This window comes from Metabacillus sp. Hm71, assembly GCF_051842955.2.
Lineage (GTDB): Bacteria > Bacillota > Bacilli > Bacillales > Bacillaceae > Metabacillus.
In genome coordinates, this window is the sequence record NZ_CM200278.1 from 821,460 (window position 1) to 844,147 (window position 22,688).

At 37.9% G+C, this 22,688-nt stretch carries 27 protein-coding genes; 20 read left to right on the top strand and 7 right to left on the bottom strand.

Translation table 11 applies throughout. From position 1 onward, the window contains the following. Nucleotides 1-81: 81 nt before the first annotated feature. Nucleotides 82-660, top strand: a complete 579-nt coding sequence (locus ACSVDH_RS04145; RefSeq protein ID WP_439248545.1) for an NAD(P)H-dependent oxidoreductase — start codon at nucleotides 82-84, stop codon at nucleotides 658-660. A gap of 143 nt (nucleotides 661-803) precedes the next feature. Beyond that, entirely contained in the window at nucleotides 804-1,382 is a 579-nt protein-coding gene (gene srtD / locus ACSVDH_RS04150) for a class D sortase, LPxTATN-specific (protein WP_439248546.1), read from the top strand. A 32-nt stretch (nucleotides 1,383-1,414) separates the two neighbouring features. Here the strand turns inward: srtD and tatC are convergent, their stop codons facing one another. The 3 genes from tatC to ACSVDH_RS04165 all read right to left on the bottom strand — a co-directional run bounded on the left by tatC (nucleotide 1,415) and on the right by ACSVDH_RS04165 (nucleotide 3,653). After that, nucleotides 1,415-2,161, bottom strand: coding sequence for a twin-arginine translocase subunit TatC (gene tatC / locus ACSVDH_RS04155; RefSeq protein WP_439248547.1), 747 nt, complete (start codon nucleotides 2,159-2,161; stop codon nucleotides 1,415-1,417). Nucleotides 2,162-2,260: 99 nt separating this feature from the next. Next, nucleotides 2,261-2,491: a twin-arginine translocase TatA/TatE family subunit gene (gene tatA, locus ACSVDH_RS04160; RefSeq protein WP_299092769.1), complete on the bottom strand. Its 231-nt coding sequence runs from the start codon at nucleotides 2,489-2,491 to the stop codon at nucleotides 2,261-2,263. A 268-nt stretch (nucleotides 2,492-2,759) separates the two neighbouring features. Then, nucleotides 2,760-3,653, bottom strand: coding sequence for an RluA family pseudouridine synthase (locus ACSVDH_RS04165; RefSeq protein WP_439248548.1), 894 nt, complete (start codon nucleotides 3,651-3,653; stop codon nucleotides 2,760-2,762). A gap of 177 nt (nucleotides 3,654-3,830) precedes the next feature. Here ACSVDH_RS04165 and ACSVDH_RS04170 point away from each other — a divergent pair, with 177 nt between their 5' ends. Then, a complete protein-coding gene (locus ACSVDH_RS04170; RefSeq protein ID WP_299092793.1) occupies nucleotides 3,831-4,235 on the top strand; it encodes a DUF5365 family protein in 405 nt (134 codons plus the stop codon). Between the two features lie 58 nt (nucleotides 4,236-4,293). On the opposite strand, the gene ACSVDH_RS04175 is transcribed toward ACSVDH_RS04170, so the two are convergent. Further along, nucleotides 4,294-4,764, bottom strand: a complete 471-nt coding sequence (locus ACSVDH_RS04175; protein ID WP_439248549.1) for a thioredoxin family protein — start codon at nucleotides 4,762-4,764, stop codon at nucleotides 4,294-4,296. Nucleotide 4,765: 1 nt separating this feature from the next. Beyond that, nucleotides 4,766-5,197 carry a disulfide oxidoreductase gene (locus ACSVDH_RS04180; RefSeq protein ID WP_439248550.1) on the bottom strand — a complete coding sequence of 144 codons (432 nt, stop codon included), beginning with the start codon at nucleotides 5,195-5,197 and terminating at the stop codon, nucleotides 4,766-4,768. A gap of 191 nt (nucleotides 5,198-5,388) precedes the next feature. Here ACSVDH_RS04180 and ACSVDH_RS04185 point away from each other — a divergent pair, with 191 nt between their 5' ends. From ACSVDH_RS04185 to ACSVDH_RS04215, 7 genes are all read left to right on the top strand, one after another. Further along, nucleotides 5,389-5,820, top strand: coding sequence for a CBS domain-containing protein (locus tag ACSVDH_RS04185; protein ID WP_299092764.1), 432 nt, complete (start codon nucleotides 5,389-5,391; stop codon nucleotides 5,818-5,820). Nucleotides 5,821-6,145: 325 nt separating this feature from the next. Next, complete coding sequence (locus tag ACSVDH_RS04190; RefSeq protein ID WP_439248551.1) at nucleotides 6,146-6,805, top strand: HAD family hydrolase; 660 nt, start codon at nucleotides 6,146-6,148, stop codon at nucleotides 6,803-6,805. Nucleotides 6,806-6,847: 42 nt separating this feature from the next. Beyond that, a complete protein-coding gene (locus tag ACSVDH_RS04195; protein ID WP_439248552.1) occupies nucleotides 6,848-8,392 on the top strand; it encodes a GNAT family N-acetyltransferase in 1,545 nt (514 codons plus the stop codon). Nucleotides 8,393-8,692: 300 nt separating this feature from the next. Next, on the top strand, nucleotides 8,693-10,438 hold the full coding sequence (locus ACSVDH_RS04200) for a phospho-sugar mutase (protein ID WP_439248553.1): 1,746 nt from the start codon (nucleotides 8,693-8,695) through the stop codon (nucleotides 10,436-10,438). Nucleotides 10,439-10,598: 160 nt separating this feature from the next. Then, nucleotides 10,599-11,714, top strand: a complete 1,116-nt coding sequence (locus ACSVDH_RS04205) for a GAF domain-containing sensor histidine kinase (RefSeq protein ID WP_439248554.1) — start codon at nucleotides 10,599-10,601, stop codon at nucleotides 11,712-11,714. A 14-nt stretch (nucleotides 11,715-11,728) separates the two neighbouring features. After that, on the top strand, nucleotides 11,729-12,382 hold the full coding sequence (locus ACSVDH_RS04210) for a response regulator (RefSeq protein WP_439248555.1): 654 nt from the start codon (nucleotides 11,729-11,731) through the stop codon (nucleotides 12,380-12,382). An 11-nt stretch (nucleotides 12,383-12,393) separates the two neighbouring features. Continuing rightward, nucleotides 12,394-12,921 (top strand): NADPH-dependent FMN reductase, encoded by a 528-nt coding sequence (locus ACSVDH_RS04215; protein WP_439248556.1) that lies wholly within the window; start codon nucleotides 12,394-12,396, stop codon nucleotides 12,919-12,921. Between the two features lie 192 nt (nucleotides 12,922-13,113). Here ACSVDH_RS04215 and ACSVDH_RS04220 read toward each other — a convergent pair whose 3' ends face one another. Further along, nucleotides 13,114-13,353: a YhdB family protein gene (locus tag ACSVDH_RS04220; protein WP_299092751.1), complete on the bottom strand. Its 240-nt coding sequence runs from the start codon at nucleotides 13,351-13,353 to the stop codon at nucleotides 13,114-13,116. 186 nt (nucleotides 13,354-13,539) lie between these two features. Between ACSVDH_RS04220 and ACSVDH_RS04225 the strand changes: the two genes are divergently transcribed. Then, a complete protein-coding gene (locus tag ACSVDH_RS04225) occupies nucleotides 13,540-14,487 on the top strand; it encodes a M14 family zinc carboxypeptidase (RefSeq protein WP_439248557.1) in 948 nt (315 codons plus the stop codon). 67 nt (nucleotides 14,488-14,554) lie between these two features. Further along, complete coding sequence (locus ACSVDH_RS04230; RefSeq protein WP_439248558.1) at nucleotides 14,555-14,896, top strand: DUF3889 domain-containing protein; 342 nt, start codon at nucleotides 14,555-14,557, stop codon at nucleotides 14,894-14,896. Between the two features lie 16 nt (nucleotides 14,897-14,912). Here the strand turns inward: ACSVDH_RS04230 and ACSVDH_RS04235 are convergent, their stop codons facing one another. Further along, complete coding sequence (locus ACSVDH_RS04235; protein WP_439248559.1) at nucleotides 14,913-15,359, bottom strand: RrF2 family transcriptional regulator; 447 nt, start codon at nucleotides 15,357-15,359, stop codon at nucleotides 14,913-14,915. A gap of 466 nt (nucleotides 15,360-15,825) precedes the next feature. On the opposite strand from ACSVDH_RS04235, the gene ACSVDH_RS04240 reads away from it, so the two are divergent. The 8 genes from ACSVDH_RS04240 (at nucleotide 15,826) to ACSVDH_RS04275 (ending at nucleotide 22,654) form a co-directional block, all read left to right on the top strand. After that, the gene (locus tag ACSVDH_RS04240) at nucleotides 15,826-16,548 is read left to right on the top strand and encodes a GntR family transcriptional regulator (RefSeq protein ID WP_439248560.1); all 723 of its coding nucleotides are present in this window, start codon (nucleotides 15,826-15,828) and stop codon (nucleotides 16,546-16,548) included. Between the two features lie 78 nt (nucleotides 16,549-16,626). Then, the gene (locus tag ACSVDH_RS04245; protein WP_439248561.1) at nucleotides 16,627-17,661 is read left to right on the top strand and encodes a PhnD/SsuA/transferrin family substrate-binding protein; all 1,035 of its coding nucleotides are present in this window, start codon (nucleotides 16,627-16,629) and stop codon (nucleotides 17,659-17,661) included. Nucleotides 17,662-17,688: 27 nt separating this feature from the next. Continuing rightward, nucleotides 17,689-18,477, top strand: coding sequence for a phosphonate ABC transporter ATP-binding protein (gene phnC / locus ACSVDH_RS04250; protein ID WP_439248562.1), 789 nt, complete (start codon nucleotides 17,689-17,691; stop codon nucleotides 18,475-18,477). Further along, entirely contained in the window at nucleotides 18,470-19,252 is a 783-nt protein-coding gene (locus ACSVDH_RS04255; protein WP_439248563.1) for an ABC transporter permease subunit, read from the top strand. The genes phnC and ACSVDH_RS04255 overlap by 8 nt, the downstream gene beginning before the upstream one ends. A 56-nt stretch (nucleotides 19,253-19,308) precedes the next feature. After that, nucleotides 19,309-20,106 (top strand): PhnE/PtxC family ABC transporter permease, encoded by a 798-nt coding sequence (locus ACSVDH_RS04260; protein WP_439249131.1) that lies wholly within the window; start codon nucleotides 19,309-19,311, stop codon nucleotides 20,104-20,106. A gap of 372 nt (nucleotides 20,107-20,478) precedes the next feature. After that, nucleotides 20,479-20,916, top strand: a complete 438-nt coding sequence (gene phnG, locus ACSVDH_RS04265; protein WP_439248564.1) for a phosphonate C-P lyase system protein PhnG — start codon at nucleotides 20,479-20,481, stop codon at nucleotides 20,914-20,916. Beyond that, nucleotides 20,903-21,532, top strand: coding sequence for a phosphonate C-P lyase system protein PhnH (gene phnH / locus ACSVDH_RS04270; protein ID WP_439248565.1), 630 nt, complete (start codon nucleotides 20,903-20,905; stop codon nucleotides 21,530-21,532). The genes phnG and phnH overlap by 14 nt, the downstream gene beginning before the upstream one ends. After that, nucleotides 21,533-22,654 carry a carbon-phosphorus lyase complex subunit PhnI gene (locus tag ACSVDH_RS04275; RefSeq protein ID WP_439248566.1) on the top strand — a complete coding sequence of 374 codons (1,122 nt, stop codon included), beginning with the start codon at nucleotides 21,533-21,535 and terminating at the stop codon, nucleotides 22,652-22,654. Nucleotides 22,655-22,688 lie beyond the last annotated feature (34 nt).

The following is a 22,688-nucleotide window of genomic DNA, read 5'->3' on the forward strand; positions in this document are numbered from 1 at the left end:
AATCATTATTTGTAAAGCTTTTTTATGAATACAGGCCACGAAAAGATCCATACTAGAAAAAAATAACGTTTGGAGGCTTGTATGAAAACGCTCATCATATTGGCACATCCTAATGAGGATAGCTTTAATCATGCTATTTGCAGTGAGGTAAAAGAACATTTAACCAAGAGAAATTTTGAGGTTAAAATACGGGATCTCTATAAGCTGAAATTTGATCCACTATTAACAGAGGATAATCATACAGAGTTTTATCAAACTAAGCTTCCTAAAGACATTTTGGAAGAACAAAATGAGATAACCTGGGCGGAAAACCTCGTCTTTATTTTTCCTACCTGGTGGTGCGGCATGCCAGCAATTCTGAAAGGGTATATTGACCGTGTGTTTACAAATGGATTTGCATTTAGATTTGGAAAAGGGGAGATTGACGGTCTTCTTAAAGGGAAACGAGCCATCATATTGCAAACGACCAGCCAAACAGAAGAGTTTATGAAGCCCAACCAGCTTGTTTCATCCATGGAAACGTCAATGGATGTTGGGATTTTTGATTATTGCGGAATCAATGTGATCACACATAAATTCTTATTTTCCGTGCCCCATGTTGATAAGGAAACGAGAGAAAAAATGTTAAAGGAAATTAAAGGGATAACGGAAATTTTATAAATTAGTTTCACAGTTAGTTATCGGAATGATCGGCATTTACAAAAATTTAACAATTAAACCCCCTATTTACTCTGCTCTTTTAATAAAGGACATCTTCTCTGTGATATAATGAACTTATTAATAGAAGAAAGAGTGGAAGGTAGATGAAGAAGCTATCCTATTTATTAATTGTTGTTGGCCTTTGTATTGTGGCATATGCTGGTTGGGAAATGGTTAATACCAAAATGCAAACGTCAAAATCATTAGAGGAAGCTCAAGCAATGGTTGAATCTCCGCCTGCTAAAGAAGTGTTTAAGGATAAGAATGGGGCATTTAAACCGCCGGTAGGGGAAGCGGTTGGGATCTTACATATACCAAGGCTAAATGCGCATTTGCCGATTGTGGAGGGAACAGATCCTGATGATCTCGAAAAAGGTGTAGGCCACTATAAAGGCAGTTATTATCCGGGTGAAAATGGACAAATTGTTCTATCAGGACATCGGGATACTGTCTTTCGCAGAGCTGGAGAGCTTAAAATCGGTGATTCGCTCGAAATTGGTTTGCCATATGGCAGCTTTGAATATGAAATCACGAAAACAAAAATTGTCGAAGCAGATGATGTCAGCATTATCACCTTACAAAATGAAACAGAGGAGCTTCTTTTAACAACCTGCTATCCGTTCAGCTATGTTGGCAATGCTCCGCAACGTTACATTATCTATGCCAAGAAAAAGAGTGTTTAATAGTAAACAACAGCCTGAAGAAGTGAGAAAGCTCAGGCTGTTTTTTCATTTGATTGCAGCATGGTTTGTTCGAGAGAAATCTTCTTACGGTACACAATTTTTGATAAGGTAATGCTGAACTCATAGAGCAGCAATAAAGGGATAATCACTAAAATATCTGATATAAAATCAGGAGGTGTAATAAAAACAGAAATGATGATTAAAACAAAATAAGAGACCTTTCTTGTTTTTGCTAGCCTCTGCGGATTAATAATACCTAGTCTTGTTAAGAACATGACAACCGCGGGCATTTCAAATAAAAATCCGAAAGGTAAAGTAAGATTAATCATAAAACGAAAATATTTATCGACTGTAAAAAAGGTTTCAAATTGATCTCCAGCAAGGCTTTGCAGGAACGACAGGACGATGGGAAATAATACAAAATAACCAAAGGCAATCCCTGAAAGAAATAAAATAAAAATTCCAGGAATAAATGCTAACGTAACCCTTTGCTCCTCTTTTTTCAACCCAGGCTTGACAAAAAGCCATATTTGCAAAGCTGCAACAGGAATCGTTAAGGTAATCGCGCTAAAACCTGCGATCGCCATATAAATCCAAAGAATATCTCCTGGCCCCAAAATGGCTAATTTATCATGAAGGTCTTTTACTAAAAAATCATGAATGTCCTTTACGAAGATAAAGGAGGCAAGGAGGGAGAGGAGGAAAAAACTCAAGGTAATAATGATCCTTTTCCGCAGCTCACTCAAGTGTTCAATCACGTTCTTTTCTGTTAAGTCCATTCCATTGCTCCTTTCCGTAAAAAAGAAAGATTCGAATTCATCATAAGAGAAAAAAGATGTAAGCAAGTTATGGATTATTCCTGCCTACATCAACTTATGTTAGCTTCCAGTTTTCGTTTTTGCACTTTCAACCGCATGAAGCTTTTTATCATCTTCCTCGTTATCTGAATCCTTTTTGTCACCATTTACTAAATCATTTGTTGCTTTTTTAAACTCTTTTAAGGTTGATCCGAAAGCACGTCCAATTTCCGGTAGCTTTGAAGGGCCAAAAATAATTAATGCAATAACTAAAATTAAGATCAGTCCTGGTATACCTATGTTTTGTAACATATGAAACCTCCAATTATAAATATTGATGTTAAAGTACCGAGAAAATCCTGCCTATGTACAAACTATCAATAAATTATTAACTTCATGTTGATGTACTGTAAATATTTTATTAAATCAGAAATTCAGGCAAAAAGCACCACATAATCCGTGAACCATAGGAAATAATTCTCGGAAAATGTGGTGCCTTTGTTTGTCAAATAAAGTTCGTAGATCAATCAGTCGTCTTCTTCAAAAATAAATCATCGAATTAGTGAACATTTGCCCTTTTTCAAAGGAAGGGAAGCATATCCTTTGGAAATTCAGCTTCAACCTCGACCCTTTCTCCAGTTAAGGGATGGATAAGTGTCACCTTTGCAGCATGTAGTGCTTGTCTGTTCATGATTCGCTTTTTCGCCCCATATAGCACATCACCAATAATCGGATGGCCGATCGAGCTTAGATGCACACGAATTTGATGAGTTCTTCCTGTATCAAGCCTGAGTTCAACAATTGATAATTGTTGATCAGGGATATAATGTTTGACTTGAAAATGGGTTATCGCCCTCTGACCGGCAGGTGATACCCTTCTTCGTGTCGCATGGTGACGGTCCTTTCCAATCGGCTTGTCAATCGTTCCTTTTCTTTGAGCAAGCTTGCCTTCAGCTATAGCGATATAGGTCCGTTTAATTTTTCTTTGCTCAAGAGCTTTATCCAATAATGTATGGGCCAGGTCATGCTTAGCAAAAATGATGGCTCCCGATGTATCCTTATCAAGTCGATGAATATGCCTTACTTTGAGTTGTTGTTCGTTCATTTGATAGTAATAGGCAATGCCATTTGCCAATGTCCCTGTTTGTTCTGGCGCATTTGGGTGTGTATCGATACCTGACTGTTTATTCACAATCAGCATATGGTCATCCTCATAAAGGACTTCAATAGGAAGCTGCTCTGGAATTACACCATAATCCTCGGTTTTAAATAAATGCAAGGATAAGCTGTCATTGATATGAAGCCTATGATTTACATCTGCTTGCTGATCATTTTTTCTAATGGCCTTCATCTGATTCCATTTTTGAACGAGGGCTTTTGAAGCGCCAAGTTCTTTAGTTAGAATATGGAAGACGGTGTGGTTTGCCCAGTTTTCCGGGATATTGATTTCGAGCCATTCACCCACTCGTTTCAAGAATTCCACCAACCTTATATGTTTTCATTTCTCTTTAAAAAGTATACAGAACCAATATTGGATGTACAATCTAGTTCCGGTAACACTTACCTCTAAAATGACCGAATATACTATGGTATGCTTACAGTAGTTCAAGATAAAGAAGAATTGATAGGAAGAATAAAAAGGGTGATTGAAATGAAGGTTGTTGTAGCGTCAACTGAGGAACAAGAGCGTCATATAGATGAACTTGTTGAACAATTATATACGGAGATTTTTCCGAGATTTTTTCCAGACAAAGAAATTAAATTGCTAAAAGGACAAAAGGTATTACAGCCGCAAGAATCTGATCAAATGTATAATGGGACTTTAAAGGATGCCTTTCATATTATTTCAAGCCTTCAAGCGGTTATTGCGGTGCTTGATCATATTGACGATTGCAAGCATGAAAAAGAATATCAAGAAATGTTTGAACGAAACAGTCATAATTTAAATGAATATGGCTATTTTTTTCCGCTGTCTTTTTCTCAATTCAAAGAAGCTGAAAGTCAGGATGGGGAGTTTAGTCAGTTTATAAAACCGGCAAATAACTTAATCATTTAACAAAAAAGGAGGATGTTTCAAAAGGGTCTGACCCTTAGAACATCCTCTTTTTACATGTTTATTTAGCTTCCCATTCAGTCAGCAAATTACGGAAATATTCCTCCGTATTTGAACCTACACTGCGGGCAACCTCTTTTCCATCCTTGTAATGAACAAGCGTTGGTGTTGACTCAATACCATATTGGGTCCAGCCGTCCTCAAATTCTAACAAGTTAAATTGGTCAATCTCAACACCAACCTCGTCTGCAACAGGCATAAGAACAGGGGTTGTTGCCTGACAATGTGTACATTCTGGACTGAAGAAGTAAACAATGGTTTCCTCTTTCTTTTCCAGCTTTGCTTCCAACTCGTCCGGAAGGATAATGTTTTGATAATTCGGGTCATCTAGTTGATCAATAGTTGCTGGCTTAAGATTATCTTTTCCATATACATTTCCTTCTACTTGTTGTTTATTTTGATAGGTAGTGATGAATGCGAGTGCCCCAAATAAAATGACTATGATTGCACCAAATATAAGTATTTTCTTCAAGTTAACGACCTGCCTTTTTTAAAATTAGTAAGCTTGTGGAGAAAATAATGATAAATGCGACAAGTGCCAAAAACGGGATCGTAATAAATCCCAGCCAATTGATGTATTCACCTGTACAAGGGACAATCCCGCAAGAAATCGATTTTTCCCCCAAAAAGTCGATCTTCTGGATGCTGTAATGGTAAATGGAAATACAGCCGCCAATGGCTGACAGAATAAGTGAATAAAGCGCAATTGAAGCATCCTTCTTAAATACGCCAACACCTAATATAATGACTAAAGGATACATAAATATTCGCTGATACCAGCAAAGATCACATGGTGTATATTGTAATATTTCTGAGAAATAGAGACTGCCTAATGTAGCAATAAATGAAGCAATCCAGCCGATGGATAATAAATTTTCAATCTGCTTTTCCTTAGTACTCGACATGACATCTCCTCACAGTGATAATGTTTTCTTAAATTATAGTCGTAATCTGTATGATCTGTAAAATGTATAGATTGTGAACAGAAGTGAAATGATCTATACAAGAAAACGAATTATCCGTTACTATTCCCGAGAAAATTTTCTATAAATAAAGTACAGCAATCTGTTCAAACTATGTACGAAAGGAGATGATGATGTTGAATAATACAATTCAGGAATGTATGACAACAAATGTTGACACGATTTCTTCTAATCAAACGATTAAAGAAGCAGCAGAATTAATGAGTAGAGATAATGTTGGTTCAATCCCGGTGGTTGATAATGGTCAGCTTAAAGGAATTGTAACTGACCGTGACATCACGGTTCGTTCAACTGCACAAGGACTTGATGGTAATACACCTGTTTCACAGGTTATGTCCACTAACCTTGTATCAGGACACAAATCAATGTCTGCTGCTGAAGCAGCAAAGATTATGGCACAGCATCAGATCCGTCGCTTGCCAATTGTCGAAAACAATCAACTAGTTGGTATCGTTGCATTAGGTGACCTTGCAACGAACCAATTGTCAGACCAAGCTGCAGGTGCAGCCTTAACAAACATTTCTGAACCAAACAAAACAACTTAAGCAGAAATCTCCTTGAGGGCTGACGATGTCAGTCCTCTTTTTCATTTAAAGGACAAAACACAATAAGAGAACCTAAGAAGAGTCCCATAAAAGGCGTATAAAGGACAAAACCCATTGAGATAACTGAAAAAAAGTCGCATAGAAGGCTTATAGAGGACAAAACCCAGTATGAGAACCCAAAAAGAGTCCCATAGAAGGCGTATAAAGGACAAAAACCAGTAAGTGAACCAAAGAAAAGTCTCATAGCAGGCTTCCTGAATTAGGCCTACACCTCAAAAATGAAAAGTAATGTTAATTTCTGTATAATGAGGTAGAGGTGATCGATATGATAAAAGCGATAATTTTTGATTTTGATGGATTGATTTTAGATACGGAAACCCATGAATATGAAGTCTTATGTGAAATCTTTGCTGAGCATAACTGTGAATTGCCTTTAAGTCTTTGGGGGAAATTGATCGGAACGAAGTCTGATTTTAATCCTTACACATATCTTGAAGAGCAGGCGAAGAAAACACTTGATCACAATGAATTGTCACAACGCCAAAAGGAACTGTTTATGAAAAGGATCGTCGAAGAAAAGGAAAGGCCTGGTGTCGTGGACTATTTAGATGCTGCAAAAACTCTAGGTCTCAAGGTTGGCCTGGCATCGAGCTCTAATTACGAGTGGGTGTCATCACACTTAAAAAGACTAAACCTATTAGAGCGGTTTGAATGTATCCGTACATCAGACCAGGTCCAAAACGTAAAGCCTGATCCAGCACTATATCTGGAAGCTGCCAAATGCCTCGGGGTAAGGCCTGACGAGTGTATCGCTTTTGAAGACTCGGCAAATGGCGCTTTAGCAGCAAAGCGAGCGGGGATGAAATGTGTTACAGTTCCAAACACTGTCACAAAGGATTTAACGTTTTGCGAAGTGGATCATAGCTTAGAATCAATGGCACATATGGAATTAAAGGAATTAATCTCGTTTTTAGATAAGCAATAAAGGGTAAAATATACTGAAATTAGATCAGGAGGAGTACCCATTATGTCGGAAAAGCTAGATTTATCTAAATTTGAGAAGAAAATGGTTATACGCAATATTGAAGAGAGTGACATTGATGAAATTTTAAAGCTGCAAACGAAATGTTTTCCAGGAATGACACCGTGGAAGCGAGAGCATTTAGAAAGCCATCTTGAACATTTTCAAGAGGGGCAGTTTTGTGCAGAATTAGATGGAAAAATTATTGGTTCCTGTTCCAGCTTGTTAATTAACTTTGATGAATACGATGACCGTCATACATGGGATGATATTACAGATAACGGCTATATTACAAACCATAATCCTGATGGCTATAATATGTACGGAATTGAAGTGATGGTCCATCCAAACTACCGCAGGATGAAAATCGGTCACCGTTTATATGAAGCAAGAAAGGATCTTGCAAGAAGGCTGAATTTAAAAAGTATTATTATTGGGGGAAGAATTCCTAATTATTATAAATATGCAGACGAATTAACACCAAGACAATATGTTCAGCAAGTAACCTTACATAAAATTTATGATCCAGTTCTTTCTTTCCAATTATTAAACGGGTTTACGTTAATGCGAATTAATCCTAATTATTTGCAGGATGATTTAGCCTCTTATAAATACGCAACACTTATGGAATGGAATAATGTTGATTATCATGCAAATACAAAACGATTTTATAAAACATCTCATCCCGTTCGGATCTGTGTTGTGCAATATATGATGAAGCAAATTAATTCTTTTGAGGAATTTGCGAAGCAAGTAGAGTATTACACAGATGTCGCTTCAGATGCCGGTTCCGATTTTGCTGTTTTTCCAGAAATCTTTACAACACAGCTTATGTCATTCCTTGATGAAAAAGTACCAAGTAAAGCGATACAAAGGCTGACTGAGTATACGGAAGAATATATCGAGCTATTCACCGAGTTAGCAGTACGATACAATGTCAACATCATTGGCGGATCACATGTTGTAGAGGAAGAAGGACGAATCTACAATATTGCCTATTTATTTAGAAGAGACGGGACAATTGAAAAGCAATATAAACTTCATATTACGCCAAACGAACGTAAATGGTGGGGGATTAGCAGAGGCGATCAAGTAAAAGTGTTCAATACTGACTGCGGAAAAATTGCCATCCAAATTTGCTATGACATTGAATTTCCTGAGCTTGCAAGGATTGCGACAGATAAAGGAGCGAAGATCATTTTTACTCCGTTTTGTACGGAAGACCGCCAAGGCTACTTGCGAGTCCGGTATTGTGCGCAGGCTCGTGCTGTTGAAAATCAAATTTATACAGTGATCGCTGGAACTGTCGGCAACCTGCCGCAAACCGAAAATATGGATATTCAATATGCACAATCTGCTGTTTTCGCACCTTCAGATTTTGAATTTGCCCGCGATGGCATTGTTGTTGAATGCAATCCGAATATTGAAATGGTTGCCATCGGAGATGTAGACTTGGAGATCTTAAGACGCCAGCGCCAATCCGGTACGGTTAATCAATTAAAGGACCGCAGACATGATATCTATTCCATTCATTATAAAAAGAACAAGTAATCAAAAGGGTCTGTCCTCAATCAACTCGGGGACTGACCCTTTTTATACTTTTCCACGTAATGTCGGCTTTTGTCGATTAATTATTATGCTGAAAAAATAAAAAATAAGTTGAATGTTGCTTATCAATCTTTGCCATACTTCCCAACATTGTTTTAAAATAACTTCTGCCTATAAACTTCCTCAGAACATCACCAAATCTGTTGGAATTTGTAGAAATTCAAGTATGTGGAAAGTCCAAGAATATGCTAAAATAGGAATGTTATTTCGGGGAGAATACTATGAAGAATCCAGGAGGTAAAGATGAGCTGGGAACAAAGCTATCAACGTTGGAAAAATAAGCAGGATTTAGATCAAGAATTACAAACGTTATTAAGTACGATCGAAGGAAATGCCAAAGTATTAGAAGATTGCTTTTACAAGGACTTAGAATTTGGAACAGGCGGTATGCGCGGTGAGATTGGACCTGGTACAAACCGAATGAATATCTATACTGTTCGAAAAGCATCTGAAGGATTGGCAACTTACATAGATTCATTTGGTGAAGAAGCGAAAAAGCGCGGTGTAGCGATTGCGTATGATTCTCGCCACAAATCACCGGAATTTGCAATGGAAGCGGCTAAGACATTAGCTTCACACGGCATTCAAACATATGTATTTGAAGAATTACGCCCTACTCCAGAGCTTTCATTTGCAGTTCGTTATTTAAATGCATTTTCAGGAATTGTTGTAACAGCAAGTCATAATCCGCCAGAGTATAATGGCTACAAGGTTTATGGTGAGGATGGAGGCCAATTGCCCCCAGCAGCAGCTGATACCGTGATCTCTTATGTCAATAAAGTAGAGGACGAATTGCTTGTTGAGGTGAAAGAAGAGGCAGAATTAAAAGCACAAGGTCTAATCAAAATGATCGGCGAAGAAATTGACCAAGCCTATACAGAAAAATTAAAAACGATTTCTGTTAACCCTTCTTTATCAACTGAAGTGGATGTAAAAATCGTTTTTACACCATTACATGGGACAGCAAATAAGCCTGTTCGCCGCGGGTTAGAAGCGTTGGGCTATAAAAATGTAACGGTTGTAAAGGAACAGGAGCTTCCAGATCCTAATTTCTCTACAGTTAAATCTCCTAATCCAGAAGAGCATGAAGCTTTCACACTTGCGATTCGTGATGGTGAAGCAATTGATGCAGATATTCTGATCGGAACAGATCCTGATGCTGACCGCCTTGGAGTTGCCGTAAAAAATAATGAGGGACAGTATGTTGTATTAACAGGAAACCAAACAGGTGCATTGCTGCTTCATTATTTGCTTTCTGAGAAAAAGGCAAATGGAACTCTTCCAAGCAATGGGGTTGTGTTAAAAACGATTGTGACATCTGAAATTGGCCGTGAGATCGCAAAATCGTATAACTTAGATACAATTGATACATTAACAGGATTTAAATTTATCGGTGAGAAAATCAACGAATATGAAAGAACTGGACAATATGAATTCCAGTTTGGCTATGAAGAAAGCTATGGCTATTTAATCGGAGATTTCGCACGTGATAAAGATGCGGTACAAGCAGCACTATTAGCTGTAGAAGTTTGTGCCTTCTATAAAAAGCAAGGATTAACCTTATATCAAGGGTTGCTGGAAATTTTCAAACAATACGGCTATTACAAGGAAGGACTGCAGTCATTAACATTAAAAGGAAAAGAAGGAGCCGAACAAATTCAAAGCATTCTTCATTCCTTCAGAACAAATCCTCCTACAGAAGTTGCTGGCAAAAAAATTACAACAATCGAAGATTATAAAACAAGCGAGCGTCAAAATGTTTTAGCTGGCACCACTGAAAAGATCGATCTGCCAGGCTCTAACGTGTTAAAATACACACTTGAGGATAATTCTTGGTTCTGTGTAAGACCATCAGGTACAGAGCCGAAAGCAAAGTTCTACTTTGGCGTTAAGAGTGATTCACTCGAACAAAGTGAACAGCAGCTTGCAACACTGGAAACAGGAGTAATGGAAAAAGTAAATGATTTAATTGCAGAATTGAGTAAATAAAAAGGAGAAAGCGGACAAGCCTATTTGTCCGCTTTTTCTTTTTATTTGCTTTAACCCTACTCCAAAAGTCTTAGGGTAAATTCATACGGATTGAGAAGGTCGTAATTGATAAGAATTGTTATAATAAAAGTAGAAAACATTGGGGCTGGGAGAGGCTTGCATGAGTGATAATCGGATACATGAATTAAATACGTTAAAAACAATTGCTGAAAAGCTGAACGAAGCAACAGATGTAAGGGATATGTTAAGGGATGTTTTAAAGGAATTGCTTCATCTGATCGAGCTTGATGCAGGGTGGATTTTCTTAATTAACAAGCAGGGAGAATATGAATTAGCCGCAGACTATTCTTTACCGGAAGGCTTAACTTGGAACCGGAAACAGCCTTTGTGTACAGGCGGCTGCTGGTGTATTGATCGTTACAAGGATGGACGTTTGAAAACAGCTGCCAATATTATTTCATGCAAACGAATTGAAGATGTGATTGAACACAAATGGGGAGAGACGAGGGGAATTACACATCATGCTACCGTTCCGTTGAGGGCGGGCAAAGAAAAGTTTGGCTTGTTAAATGTTGCTGCACCAAAGAAAACACATTTTTCCGATGGAGAGCTCGCATTATTAGAGGCTGTTGCTTTCCAAATCGGTACGGCCATAAAACGTAATCAGCTGGTAGAAAAGGAAAGAAGACATGCCTTAATCGAAGAACGAAACAGGCTTGCTCAAGACTTGCATGACTCTGTCAATCAGCTGTTGTTTTCCATTATGTTGACAGCAAGAGGCACGAAGGAAATGACCAATCAGCCGGATATACAAGAAATGCTTACTTATTTACAGGAGCTATCACAGGAAGCATTAACAGAGATGAAGGCGCTCATTTGGCAGCTGCGGCCGCAAGGATTGGAAAATGGAATTGCTGCAGCCCTATTAAATTATGCAAATGTATTAAGATTAAGAATAGAGTCGGACATTTCTGGTGTTAGTACGTTGCCATGCCATATCGAAGAGGAGCTTTGGCGAATTGGGCAGGAGGCATTAAATAATTGTAAAAAACATGCTGGAACCAATCAGGTTTATCTATCCATTACACGTTCAAAGCAAACAGTGGAAATGATTGTCAGAGATAAAGGGAACGGGTTTAATTATGATGAAACAACGTCTATTCCAACTTTGGGTCTTAAAGGTATGAGGGATCGGGTCATGAAATTAGGTGGATGCTTTAACCTGACAAGTGCACCTGGTCAAGGTACGATGATTAAAATCATCATTCCATTGTGAAAGGGGGGCTGACTATGTCAAAAATAAAAATATTAATAGCGGATGATCATCATGTCGTTCGCAGGGGTTTATTATTTTTTCTTAAAACACAAAAAGACATTGAGGTAATTGGTGAAGCAAAAAATGGGAAAGAAGCGGTTGAGTTAGTTGCTAAGCTAAAACCGGATGTTGTTTTAATGGATTTGTCTATGCCTGAAATGGATGGTGTGATGGCAACGAAAGCCATTCGAGAGCTTAACGATTCAGTAAAGATTATCATTTTAACTAGTTATGCCGATCAGGATCATGTCATTCCAGCCATTCGTGCAGGGGCTTCTGGCTATCAGTTGAAAGATATAGAACCTGATGATTTGGTACAAACGATTCGGGATGTGTTAAGAGGGGAGAGTAAACTCCACCCTAAGGTAACATCACATGTTATGACACATTTATCGATGGGGGCAAGTCAAAAATCCTCAAAAATAGGTGAGTTAACGAATCGGGAAAAAGAAGTTTTGAACGAGCTTGCAAGAGGGAAAAGCAATAAGGAAATTGCTTCGTCCTTATTTATAACTGAAAAAACTGTGAAAACACATGTATCAAATATCCTATCTAAGCTGCAGCTGGCAGATCGTACCCAGGCTGCATTATATGCTGTAAAAAATGGGTATTTAGAAAACGAAAGTTAGGAGTTAATGATATGAAATTTTTAGTCGTAAATGGAAGTCCTAGAAAAACCGGAAGAACAAGAATAGCGGCATCGTTTATAGCGGCAACCTATAATGCTGAATACTTCGATTTAAGTGAACGGGAATTACCATTATTTAATGGAGAAGAGGAGCAAAAACAGCTGCAAGTAGTGAATGAATTAAAGCAAGCAGTTGTAAGTGCAGATGCGATTATTTTATTATCTCCTGAATACCATAGCGGTATGAGCGGCGCGTTAAAAAATGCATTAGATTTTCTTAGCAGCGAACAGTTTGCGCATAAGCCTGTAGGGCTAATTGCAGTTGCCGGCGGCGGAAAAGGCGGGATAAATGCCTTAAATAATATGCGAACAGTGATGCGCGGTGTTTATGCAAATGTGATACCGAAGCAACTTGTTTTAGATCCAATTTGCTTTGATTATGAAAACAGGGAAATTAAAACTGAACCTGCACTGCTTGTTAAGCAATTAATTGATGAATTAACAGTATACACAAACGCACGTCGTGTGTTAAATCAATAAAGAAAACTCGCCGACTGGCGAGCCTGAAAGGCGAAGACAGAGGCGAAGTTGCACTTATACTTTATACTTTAAATTGGCCACTACGTCGAAATTCCTTCTTCGCTGCCAATTTATCCTTTCTTAAAGTGTAAAAAAGAGGCTGAATTACAAAGTATGGGAAATACTTTGTAGTGAAGCCTCTTTTTTGTGCTATCACATCTGATATGCATATTCCAGTTCTGGAGTTTCAACAGCGTGATCAATATATCTTAGTAATGCATATAACTGTTTTTCGACTTCTTTATAGTCATGTTCAAAGTTATAGGCATGTAAAAAATGTTCAATTTTCTTTGATAAAAAATCGTCCTTTGTACGGACCATTAGGATAAGAAGGTTATCCCATTGTGAACGATGTGTGTAATACAAGGCTTTATCATAATCAACATTGTTCATTTCATTTCCTCCCTCTTAAGGAGATATGATTATTGTGTGCGAATTAAGGCTTTTTTTACTGTGAAAAACTTGGTGTTGTTGTTAGATTAGCTGTGGTAGTGATTCCCTTTATAAAATGGGATAGTTAAGAAAAGATAAAAAAAGGGTGTTATCTATAAAATGCGGAAAAGGTTGTTCATACTTTTTATGTTGGTTTTTTTAGGAATGAATCAAGACGTTATCGAGGCTGCTGAACCTTATACATATGAATCCATGAAGAATGAATTAACTGATTTAGCTGAAACATATCAGTTGGAATTAAAAACGATTGGACATTCCGAATTTGGAAGAGAGCTTTTGGCTGTTAAAGTTGGTAAAGGTGAACGTTCTATTCTTATATCAGGAAGTCATCATGGACGTGAGTGGCTGACAACTCATATCATCATGAACATGATGAAGGAATACGCATCAGCTTATGATCAAAAGCAATTATTATATGGAAATTGTTTGAAGATTTTAGATCATATTTCGATTTGGTTTGTCCCGATGGTGAACCCTGATGGGGTAACGATACAGCAGGAAGGAATAAAGGGGTTCCCCTTTTTATTACAGGACGTATATATGGATATGAATAAAGGGAGAAAAGGCTTTTCAAGATGGAAAGCAAATGGACTCGGAGTGGATCTTAACCGCCAATATCCTGCGGGGTGGGAGAATATTGAGGGAAGTCAAGAATATGCCTCATATTCTCGTTATAAAGGGAAAAAACCTCTTGAAGCAAAGGAAGCAAAGGCACTGGTTAGCTTTACTGAACAAATTCAACCTCTTATAGCTGCATCTTACCATACCTCTGGACAGATGATTTATTGGTACTATTTTAATGAGCTTGAACATCTTTTCCGTGATTATCAAATAATTGAGCAGGTTGCACATGCAACGGGATATGAAATTGACTATCCTCCAGCGAATGCTGTTGGCGGAGGGTTTACCGATTGGTTTATTCAAAGATATAAAAGACCTGCTCTTACGATCGAAGTGAGCCCGCCATATTATGAAACAAGCCCGCCGTTATCTGTCTTGCCTGAAGAGTGGGAACGAAACAAGGAAGTGGGACTCATTTTAGCAAAGTATGCAGAGAGTGAATTTTTGAAATGAAAGTCGAATAGGATCAAACGATTTAGGACAAATTAATTTCATAGCAAAAGCAACTATGGAGGATGTTATGAAATCAATATCATTTTCAAAAGTCCTATTCACAATTGTCGCATTAATGGTTATTTTAACAGCAGGAATGAAAGCGTATGGGGAACAAAATGTTGACTATGAGAAGTGGAGTAAAATTGCTTTATCAGCTGTAAAAGAAAAATATCCGGAATCCCAGCTCATCGATTATAAATATGTAAACCGAGAGGAAGTTAATGAAGAGGAATCAAAGGATATTTTTCATGTGAAAGTAAAGGAAAAAGACAAGCAATTTATTGTCTATGTGAATGTTGTGTTTAATCCAAAGACAGGTAAGCTTATTACAGTAAATCTTGAAAAGAAAGAAGACGCTCCTTTGTAGAAGCGTCTTCTTATTATTACTTATTTTCACCAAGAGAAAAATAAGTTAATAAGGAATGCTGATTCTTAACCAAATCAGCTAAGGTATACTCATCAAGCACGGCTAGATAAGCTTGTAAGGCCTTATTGAGGACATGCTTTAATCCGCAGACAGGTGAGATCACACAATGATTATGATCTGCATCAAAGCATTCCACAATATGAAAATCTTCCTCGGTTTTACGGACGATCTCTCCGACATTAATTTGTTCTGGAGAGTGGGCCAGGCGGATGCCGCCATTGCGACCGCGAATGGTTTCAATTACATTCATTTTGCCGAGTTCATAGGTGACCTTCATTAAATGGTTCTTTGAAATGTTATAAGCCTCAGCAATTTCTTTTATATTCGATAGCTCACCCTCTGGTTTCATCGCTAAATATATTAAAACTCTAAGAGAGTAATCTGTGTAATTTGTTAATCTCATGCTTAATACCCTCACCATATTAGATTTATTTATCTACTCTATCGTATCTTACCACACATCTATTCAAAAACTTGAATCAAAGACGTTAATTTTGAATTATCAGGTGCATCTGGAAAAGATTATTTGAGAATTTCCGTGAAACGTGAGGGTGCTGAGGAAACGATAAGAAATATTTAACATATTACATCATTATTTCTGAATGACACATAAATATACATGGCCGTTTATAGGAGAATGGTTATAGGGAGAAATGCTTGTTTTGTAAAAAATACGTCAATTTTCCTTGTGAATTTGAAGCGGTTGTAAAAATGTAAAGGGGTTTTTTTCAAGAGTGATCATTTCTTAAAAATAAATTAACAAAAGGAAGGAAATTTCATGCAACTTTTACTCTAGCTTAACCTAAGAAACTTGTCGATAAGTTAGAGTGGAATTGTCGAAAGAAACAAATAAGGAGTCAAACAAGACGATGAGATTAAAAGAGGACATGCCGTGCCATTTGGAAATTTCAGAGTACCTCATTCAAAAAATCCAATCTGGTGTCTTTCGGGAAAATCAGAAGATTCCTTCTGAAAATGAGCTTTGTCAGCAATTTAATGTCAATCGCCATGTTATCAGACAGGCATTGGCAAGGCTGACAAATTTAGGCTGGATCACTCCATTTCAAGGAAAGGGCTGCTATGTAAATAGTGTTCAAAAGCCTATTCAGTATGTGTTGTCATCAAGGACTCGTTTTACAGATAATATGGAAAATTTGGGTCTTGTGTATCAGAGTAGATTATTAACTTGGGAAAAAGGATTGCCAAGTGATGTTGAACAGAAGAATCTCTTTCTATCAGAAAATCAAACAATCTACCGTTTAGAAATTCTTAGATTTATAGAAGGGCAGCCTATTTCTATTACCACTACGGTCATGCCTGAGGAAGAAGTCCCGCAACTGGAACAATATTTACAAAATTTCAAATCACTTTACCGGATTCTGTCAGATTATTATCAATTACGTCCTGTAAGATCCAGATCCATATTCCAAGCTTTATTGCCGATCCTAAAGGATGCAAAAGTTCTCGAAATCCCTGAAAGTGTGCCAATTATTCAAATGGAAAGCATTATGAATCATCCAAGCGGCAACCCGATTGAATACAGTGTTGCACGAATAAGAGGCGATATGCATAAATGCCTGGTGGAATTTTAAGTTGAATCAACATTGGAAGAATCGCTAACACTTCCAGGATGATTATAAAAAACATTTACTTTTTAGGAGGAATGGAAAATGAAAAAGGCATTATTATTAGTGATCGCTTTAATGATGACAGTAATTTCTGCAGCTTGTTCAGCTGGTGGCGGGACACAAGCAAGCGGTTCAAGTGATGATGATACGCTTACGATTGCTTGGTACCCTAATGAGTCAGGAGCAGATCTGAAAGATGCGCGTGATGAAATAGGAAAGGTCATTGAAGAAGCAACTGGAAAGAAAGTGGAACATAAAACAACGACTGATTATATTATTGCCATTGAATCACTGGCTTCAGGTAATGCCGATTTAGCGTTCATGGGTGCACAAGGATATATTGAGGCAAATGCAAAAAATGATAAGGTTCAGCCTTTAGTTGTGCCAAGCGGTCCTTCAGGAACATTAGATGATGCTGTATATCACAGCTGGCTAGCAGTTAAAAAGGGAAATGAAGATGCTTATATGAATGGTGACGAGTTTTCAATCGATAACATCGTAGATAAAAAGTTTTCTTTTGTATCAAATAGTTCCACTTCAGGGTTTAAGGTACCTTCAGATGGAATCGTCTCTCACTTTAGTGAAAAAGAAGAGTACAAGGATCTCACTCCAGAAGATCTTCTTGAAGGAGGAAAATTCTTTAGTGAAGTTCTTTACGGAGGGTCGCATCAGGGCTCTGCAGTTAACCTATTGACTGACAAAGCAGATGTCGCTGCTTTTTGTGATACATGTGTAAGCAATTATGTAGAATTGGCAGATGGTGAAGAGAATACACCAGGCGCAACTTATAAAGTAAAAGCTGATGCAGCTGAACCATTCAATACGGTTCCTGGTGAAGAGTTTAAATTGATCTCCGTTACACCAGTATTAAATGCACCGTTTGCGATTAATACAGATACGGTTAGTGAAGAAGATAGACAAGCTCTAATTGATGCCTTTACTTCTGATGAACTGGCGAATAATGACAAAATTTTTGTCCCGGAAGATGCTACTGGATTGTTTAAGAAAACGGATAAAGAGCGTTTCTTACAAGTTGAAGATGCTTGGTTCGATCCGATTAGAGAATTATCTAAGTAATTCGAAAAAATAAAAAAGGAGTTAACAATGAAAACGTTACTTGAAGTAAAAAATGTATCAAAACAATATGGTCAAGATGCATTTGCGTTATCAGATGTTAGCTTCTCTGTTAAAGAAGGAGAGTTTGTTTCCATTATTGGTCCGTCTGGAGCAGGGAAGTCGACTCTCCTTCGCTGCATTAATCGCATGATTGATGCTAACGGAGGGGATATCATTTTTGATGATGTCAATGTGCTGGCTTTAAAAAAGCGGGATCTTAGGAAATTAAGAACAAGGATTGGCATGATTTTTCAACATTATAATCTCGTAAACAGGCTGAGCGTTATTGAGAATGTCCTGCATGGAAGACTAGGATACAAATCAGTTATTGGCGGTGCACTCGGTCTCTATAGTGAAGCCGAAAAAATACAGGCTTTTTCTTTATTAAAAACGTTAGGGTTAGAAGATCAGGTTTATAAAAGATGTGATCAATTAAGCGGGGGACAAAAACAGCGTGTTGGAATTGCGCGGGCCCTCATACAAGATCCAAAAATGCTTTTATGTGATGAACCTATCGCATCATTAGACCCTAATTCATCAAAAGTCATTATGGATCACTTACGAAATATATCCACAACAATGGGTATCACCGTTCTTGTAAATTTACATCAAGTTGACGTTGCCCTTACGTATTCTGATCGAATCATCGGTGTATGTAAGGGGGAAGTGGTATATAATGGATCTCCAAAAGACATAACAAATGAAGCGATACACAAAATTTATGGATCTGAAGCAGGTGAATTAATGATGAATCTAGGAGGAAAAAACGTTGGATAAGTTCTTTTTAAAGAAAAGAGCACAGTCGGTTCTTGTCCTTTCCTTAATCATAATTGTTGCATATGGATCCATCCTTATCACTGAATTTGATGTCATAAAGGGTTTACATTCCATTCCTAATGCGATTATGTGGGGGTTCTCTAATTTTTATCCAACACAGGAATCACTTGAGAAGCTCCCAAGTATATTAGAAAAATTGCAGGAAACTGTATTAATCTCAATTGCAGCGGCATCTGTTGCATCTGTTTTTGCTATTGTATTTGCAATCTTCGGATCCAAGACAACAAAAATGAACGGTTTTTTAAGTGCAATTAGCCGCGGGATTGCGACATTATTCCGTAATATTGATGTAGCGGCATGGGCAATGATCTTGCTCTTTTCCTTTGGACAAAGCTCATTAACTGGATATTTTGCCCTGTTTTTTGTATCGTTTGGATTTTTAACAAGAGCCTTTATGGAGACTATTGATGAAGTTGGTCTTCATTCTGTTGAGGCATTAACGGCAACAGGTGCCAGCTATACATCCATTATTATTCATTCTGTTATTCCTTCAAGCATTCCCCAGATCATCAGCTGGGTGTTATTTATGATCGAAACGAATATTCGCAGTGCCACTTTAGTCGGAATCCTGACTGGCACAGGTATCGGATTTTCCTTTGACTTGTTTTATAAAAGCTTGAATTATAATGCAGCAAGCTTAGTGGTGCTGACAATTGTTGCTGCGATTCTAACCATTGAATTCATTTCAAACTATGTAAGAAGGGTGATTTTATAGTGAGAGTTGCTGACATTAGCAAAGAAGAGCCTTCACACAATAATCCTTTTCAAAATATGAAAATTAAACCATTAAGTAAGGCAGTTTTGACAATAAGATTAACAATTGTGATTCTAGCTATCCTTACAATATATGGGTTTTTTACATTTGACTATAAGGATATCAATCTATTTGAAGGGGTAGTTTCTACACTTACTAATTTAAAAGTGATGTTTCTCGAACCTCATTTCGTACATTTTTCATTTACTGATGCAGCCTATCAAGTATTGGTTACAATTGGTTTGGCGCTACTAACTACCTTAATAGGAGCACTCATTGCACTCTTTCTAGCGCTTTTTGCTGCGCAAAATTTATCGTCAGAAAAGGTATCCAATATAATCAAAGGAGTTGTTGCGTTTATAAGAGCTGTTCCAACGGTATTGTGGGTATTAATTTTTGCCGTTGCTGCAGGGTTAGGGAGTGTAGCAGCTGTTATTGGAATGACCTTTCATTCTGTTGGATATTTAATAAAAGCATACTCAGAATCGTTTGAAGAGTTGGATGAGGGAGTTATTGAGGCACTGCGAGGAAGCGGTGCAAGCTGGTGGCAGATCGTTTTTCAAGCAGTTATTCCATCTTCTTTAACCTATCTCGTTTCGTGGACCTTTTTGCGATTTGAAATCAACTTTGGTGTTGCGGTCGCAATGGGAGCAGCTGCAGGTGCAGGCGGGATTGGCTTTGATATGTTTATGGCCAGCAGCTTCTATCTGGATTTACGTGAAGTAGGGACAATTACATTCTTCATCCTATTCTTTGCTATTGTGCTGGAAATGATTGCAACAAGAATTAAAACAAGATTACGAGTGAAAATATAACTTTATTATTCTTTTTAAGCACAGGAAACTCTTGTGCTTTTATTTTGCTTAGGAAATTATAAAATTCTTGGACTGTGGATAGCGCTTTGACATCCAGCTCCAGCGCCTAGCCCCTCTAGGGTCTAGCCAATTTAGAATTGAAGGCAAAGAACGCCTTCTATTCTAAATCGTCTTATTTGCCCTAGGCTGAACGAGGCGCTTGCGCTTTTGTTCTGTCCTTAAAGCTAAAAAAAGAAAATTAGCGCAAGGATCGCATCTTTAATAAATCTTCATATGTTATTTACAATAGCTTAACCATTGTAACTTATCAATAAGTTACCTTTTATGTATCACAAAGATTGAAGAAACAATACGATGGGGAGGTTATCCAAATTGAAAAAATCGAGGTTGATGAAAATTCTCGTTGAAGGCAGACCAGAGTTTCTTGCTAAATGGACAGATGCCATTGAAAAAGCATCGATAGTCAGCGTTGATCGTGCTCCTTCAACTGGCCTTGTCATGCTTAAAACACGGGATTCTGTCTCAAATCAACCATTCTATATGGGAGAGGTTCTCGTAACAGAATGTTCAGTTTCTCTTGATCAGCATTCTGGAATAGGGATAGTCATGGGCGATGATCCGGTAAGATCCTATCAGATCGCAGTAATCGATGCGGCGATGAATGCGAAGCTTCCAATCACAAATCAATTACTGATCGAATTGGAATTCGAAGAAGCATATATCCAGCAGAAAGTAAAAGAAGAAGCAGCACGAATTGCCAAAACAAAAGTTCAATTTGATACGATGGAGGATTACAATGCAAAAAGCTAATGATGCTTCATTTGATATGGTACATGACACACAGCGTATTTTTCGTAAATTACTAGACTGTATGGCTAGACCAGGGAAAATTGAAAGGATCGCTGAAGAGATTGCTACTAATCAGGAAATAGAGAGATTTTCCAAGTCCCTCCAAGGAATCGCTTATACGCTAATTGATCGGGAAGTGAATTTCCATATTCTAGCGGAACATTCCGAAATAATCACACGGTCTATGGAATGGAAAACATATAGTAAAGGCAGCCCAATTAATGCTGCCGATTATCTTTTTATCAATCATCCAGAAGAAGTGGATAACATTTCGGAATGTATTCAACAGCTAAAGAACGGAACGCTATCAGATCCGCATGATAGTGCCACTGTCGTACTTTGTGTCGACGAAATAACGGTTAGCAAAGTACCTTCCTCTTTAAAACTTACGATGAGAGGGCCTGGTATTGAAACAAGTAACGTTGTCTACATTAAGGGACTTTCTTCCAAGTGGATCGAAGAACGAAACCTTGCGACAAGTGAATTCCCTTTAGGAATTGATTTTATTCTGACAACGAATTGTGGTGAAATCATGGCACTACCTAGAACGACATTAGTAGAAAGTGAGGGATTGTAGATGGGTTATGTTGCAGTAACAGGGGGACAAAAGGCAATTGAAGAGGCTGATACTCTGACCAAATACTATCGTTTAAAAAATGCTGATCAAGTTCTGAAGGTAAATGATATCGAATCACAGCTCCGGCTTTTGATTGACCGGGTTATGGGAGAAGGAGGGCTATATGCACCAGAATATGCTGCTTTAGCGTTGAAACAGGCTGAAGGTGATCCGGCAGAAGCAGCCTTTTTACTAAGAGCCTATCGGTCAACATTACCGAGAAATTATTACTCTCGAACAGTAGAACCTAGCAAGATGAGAGTCATACGAAAGATATCTTCCTCATTTAAAGATATACCCGGAGGTCAATTATTAGGACCAACCTATGATTATACGCATAGACTGTTAAATTTCGAATTGCACCAAGAAGAAACAGACGTGATAAAGCAATTTTTAGCTGATTTTGCATTAAATGAAAAGCTTAATGAACATGAGGCCGCAACTTTTGGCAAAGTGGCCGACTTGTTGGAAAAAGAAGGATTGATCGGTAACAAACAGTGTGAAGAGATTGAGCCCTTTGATGTAACAAGGGACAAGCTTATTTTTCCAGCGTCTCGTTCTGCACGCCTGCAAATTCTCTCAAGAGGTGAAACAGGGGCGATGACCTCTTTTGCCTATAGCAGTATGAGAGGATATGGTGTTGTTCACCCGACAATAGGTGAGCTAAGAGTCGGCTATACGGAAGTGTATATCCCTTATCCATATGGTGATGAAGAAGACTCCATTTACATTGGTGAGGTGATGGTAACCGAGGTAGAAACGATCAATTCTTTTGCTGAAACCGAAGAAGGAAATGTGGAATTTTTACTAGGATATGGCTTAACGTTTGGACAAAACGAAGTAAAGGCCATTGCCATGGCGATTTTAGAAAGAAGCTTAGAAACAGAGGGAACGTCTCCTACACAGGATGAGGAATTTGTTCTTTTGCACATAGATAGTGTTGAAGCACATGGGTTTGTTTCACATTTAAAATTGCCGCATTATATTACATTCCAATCAAAGCTTGATCGGATTAGAGAAGCAAAAAATAAGAAGCAAAATGATACCCTGCAAGAACAGCCTGTGACGTTTAGTCCATTTTAAGATGATTTGTATGACCAAATGCAAAGGAGGAAAA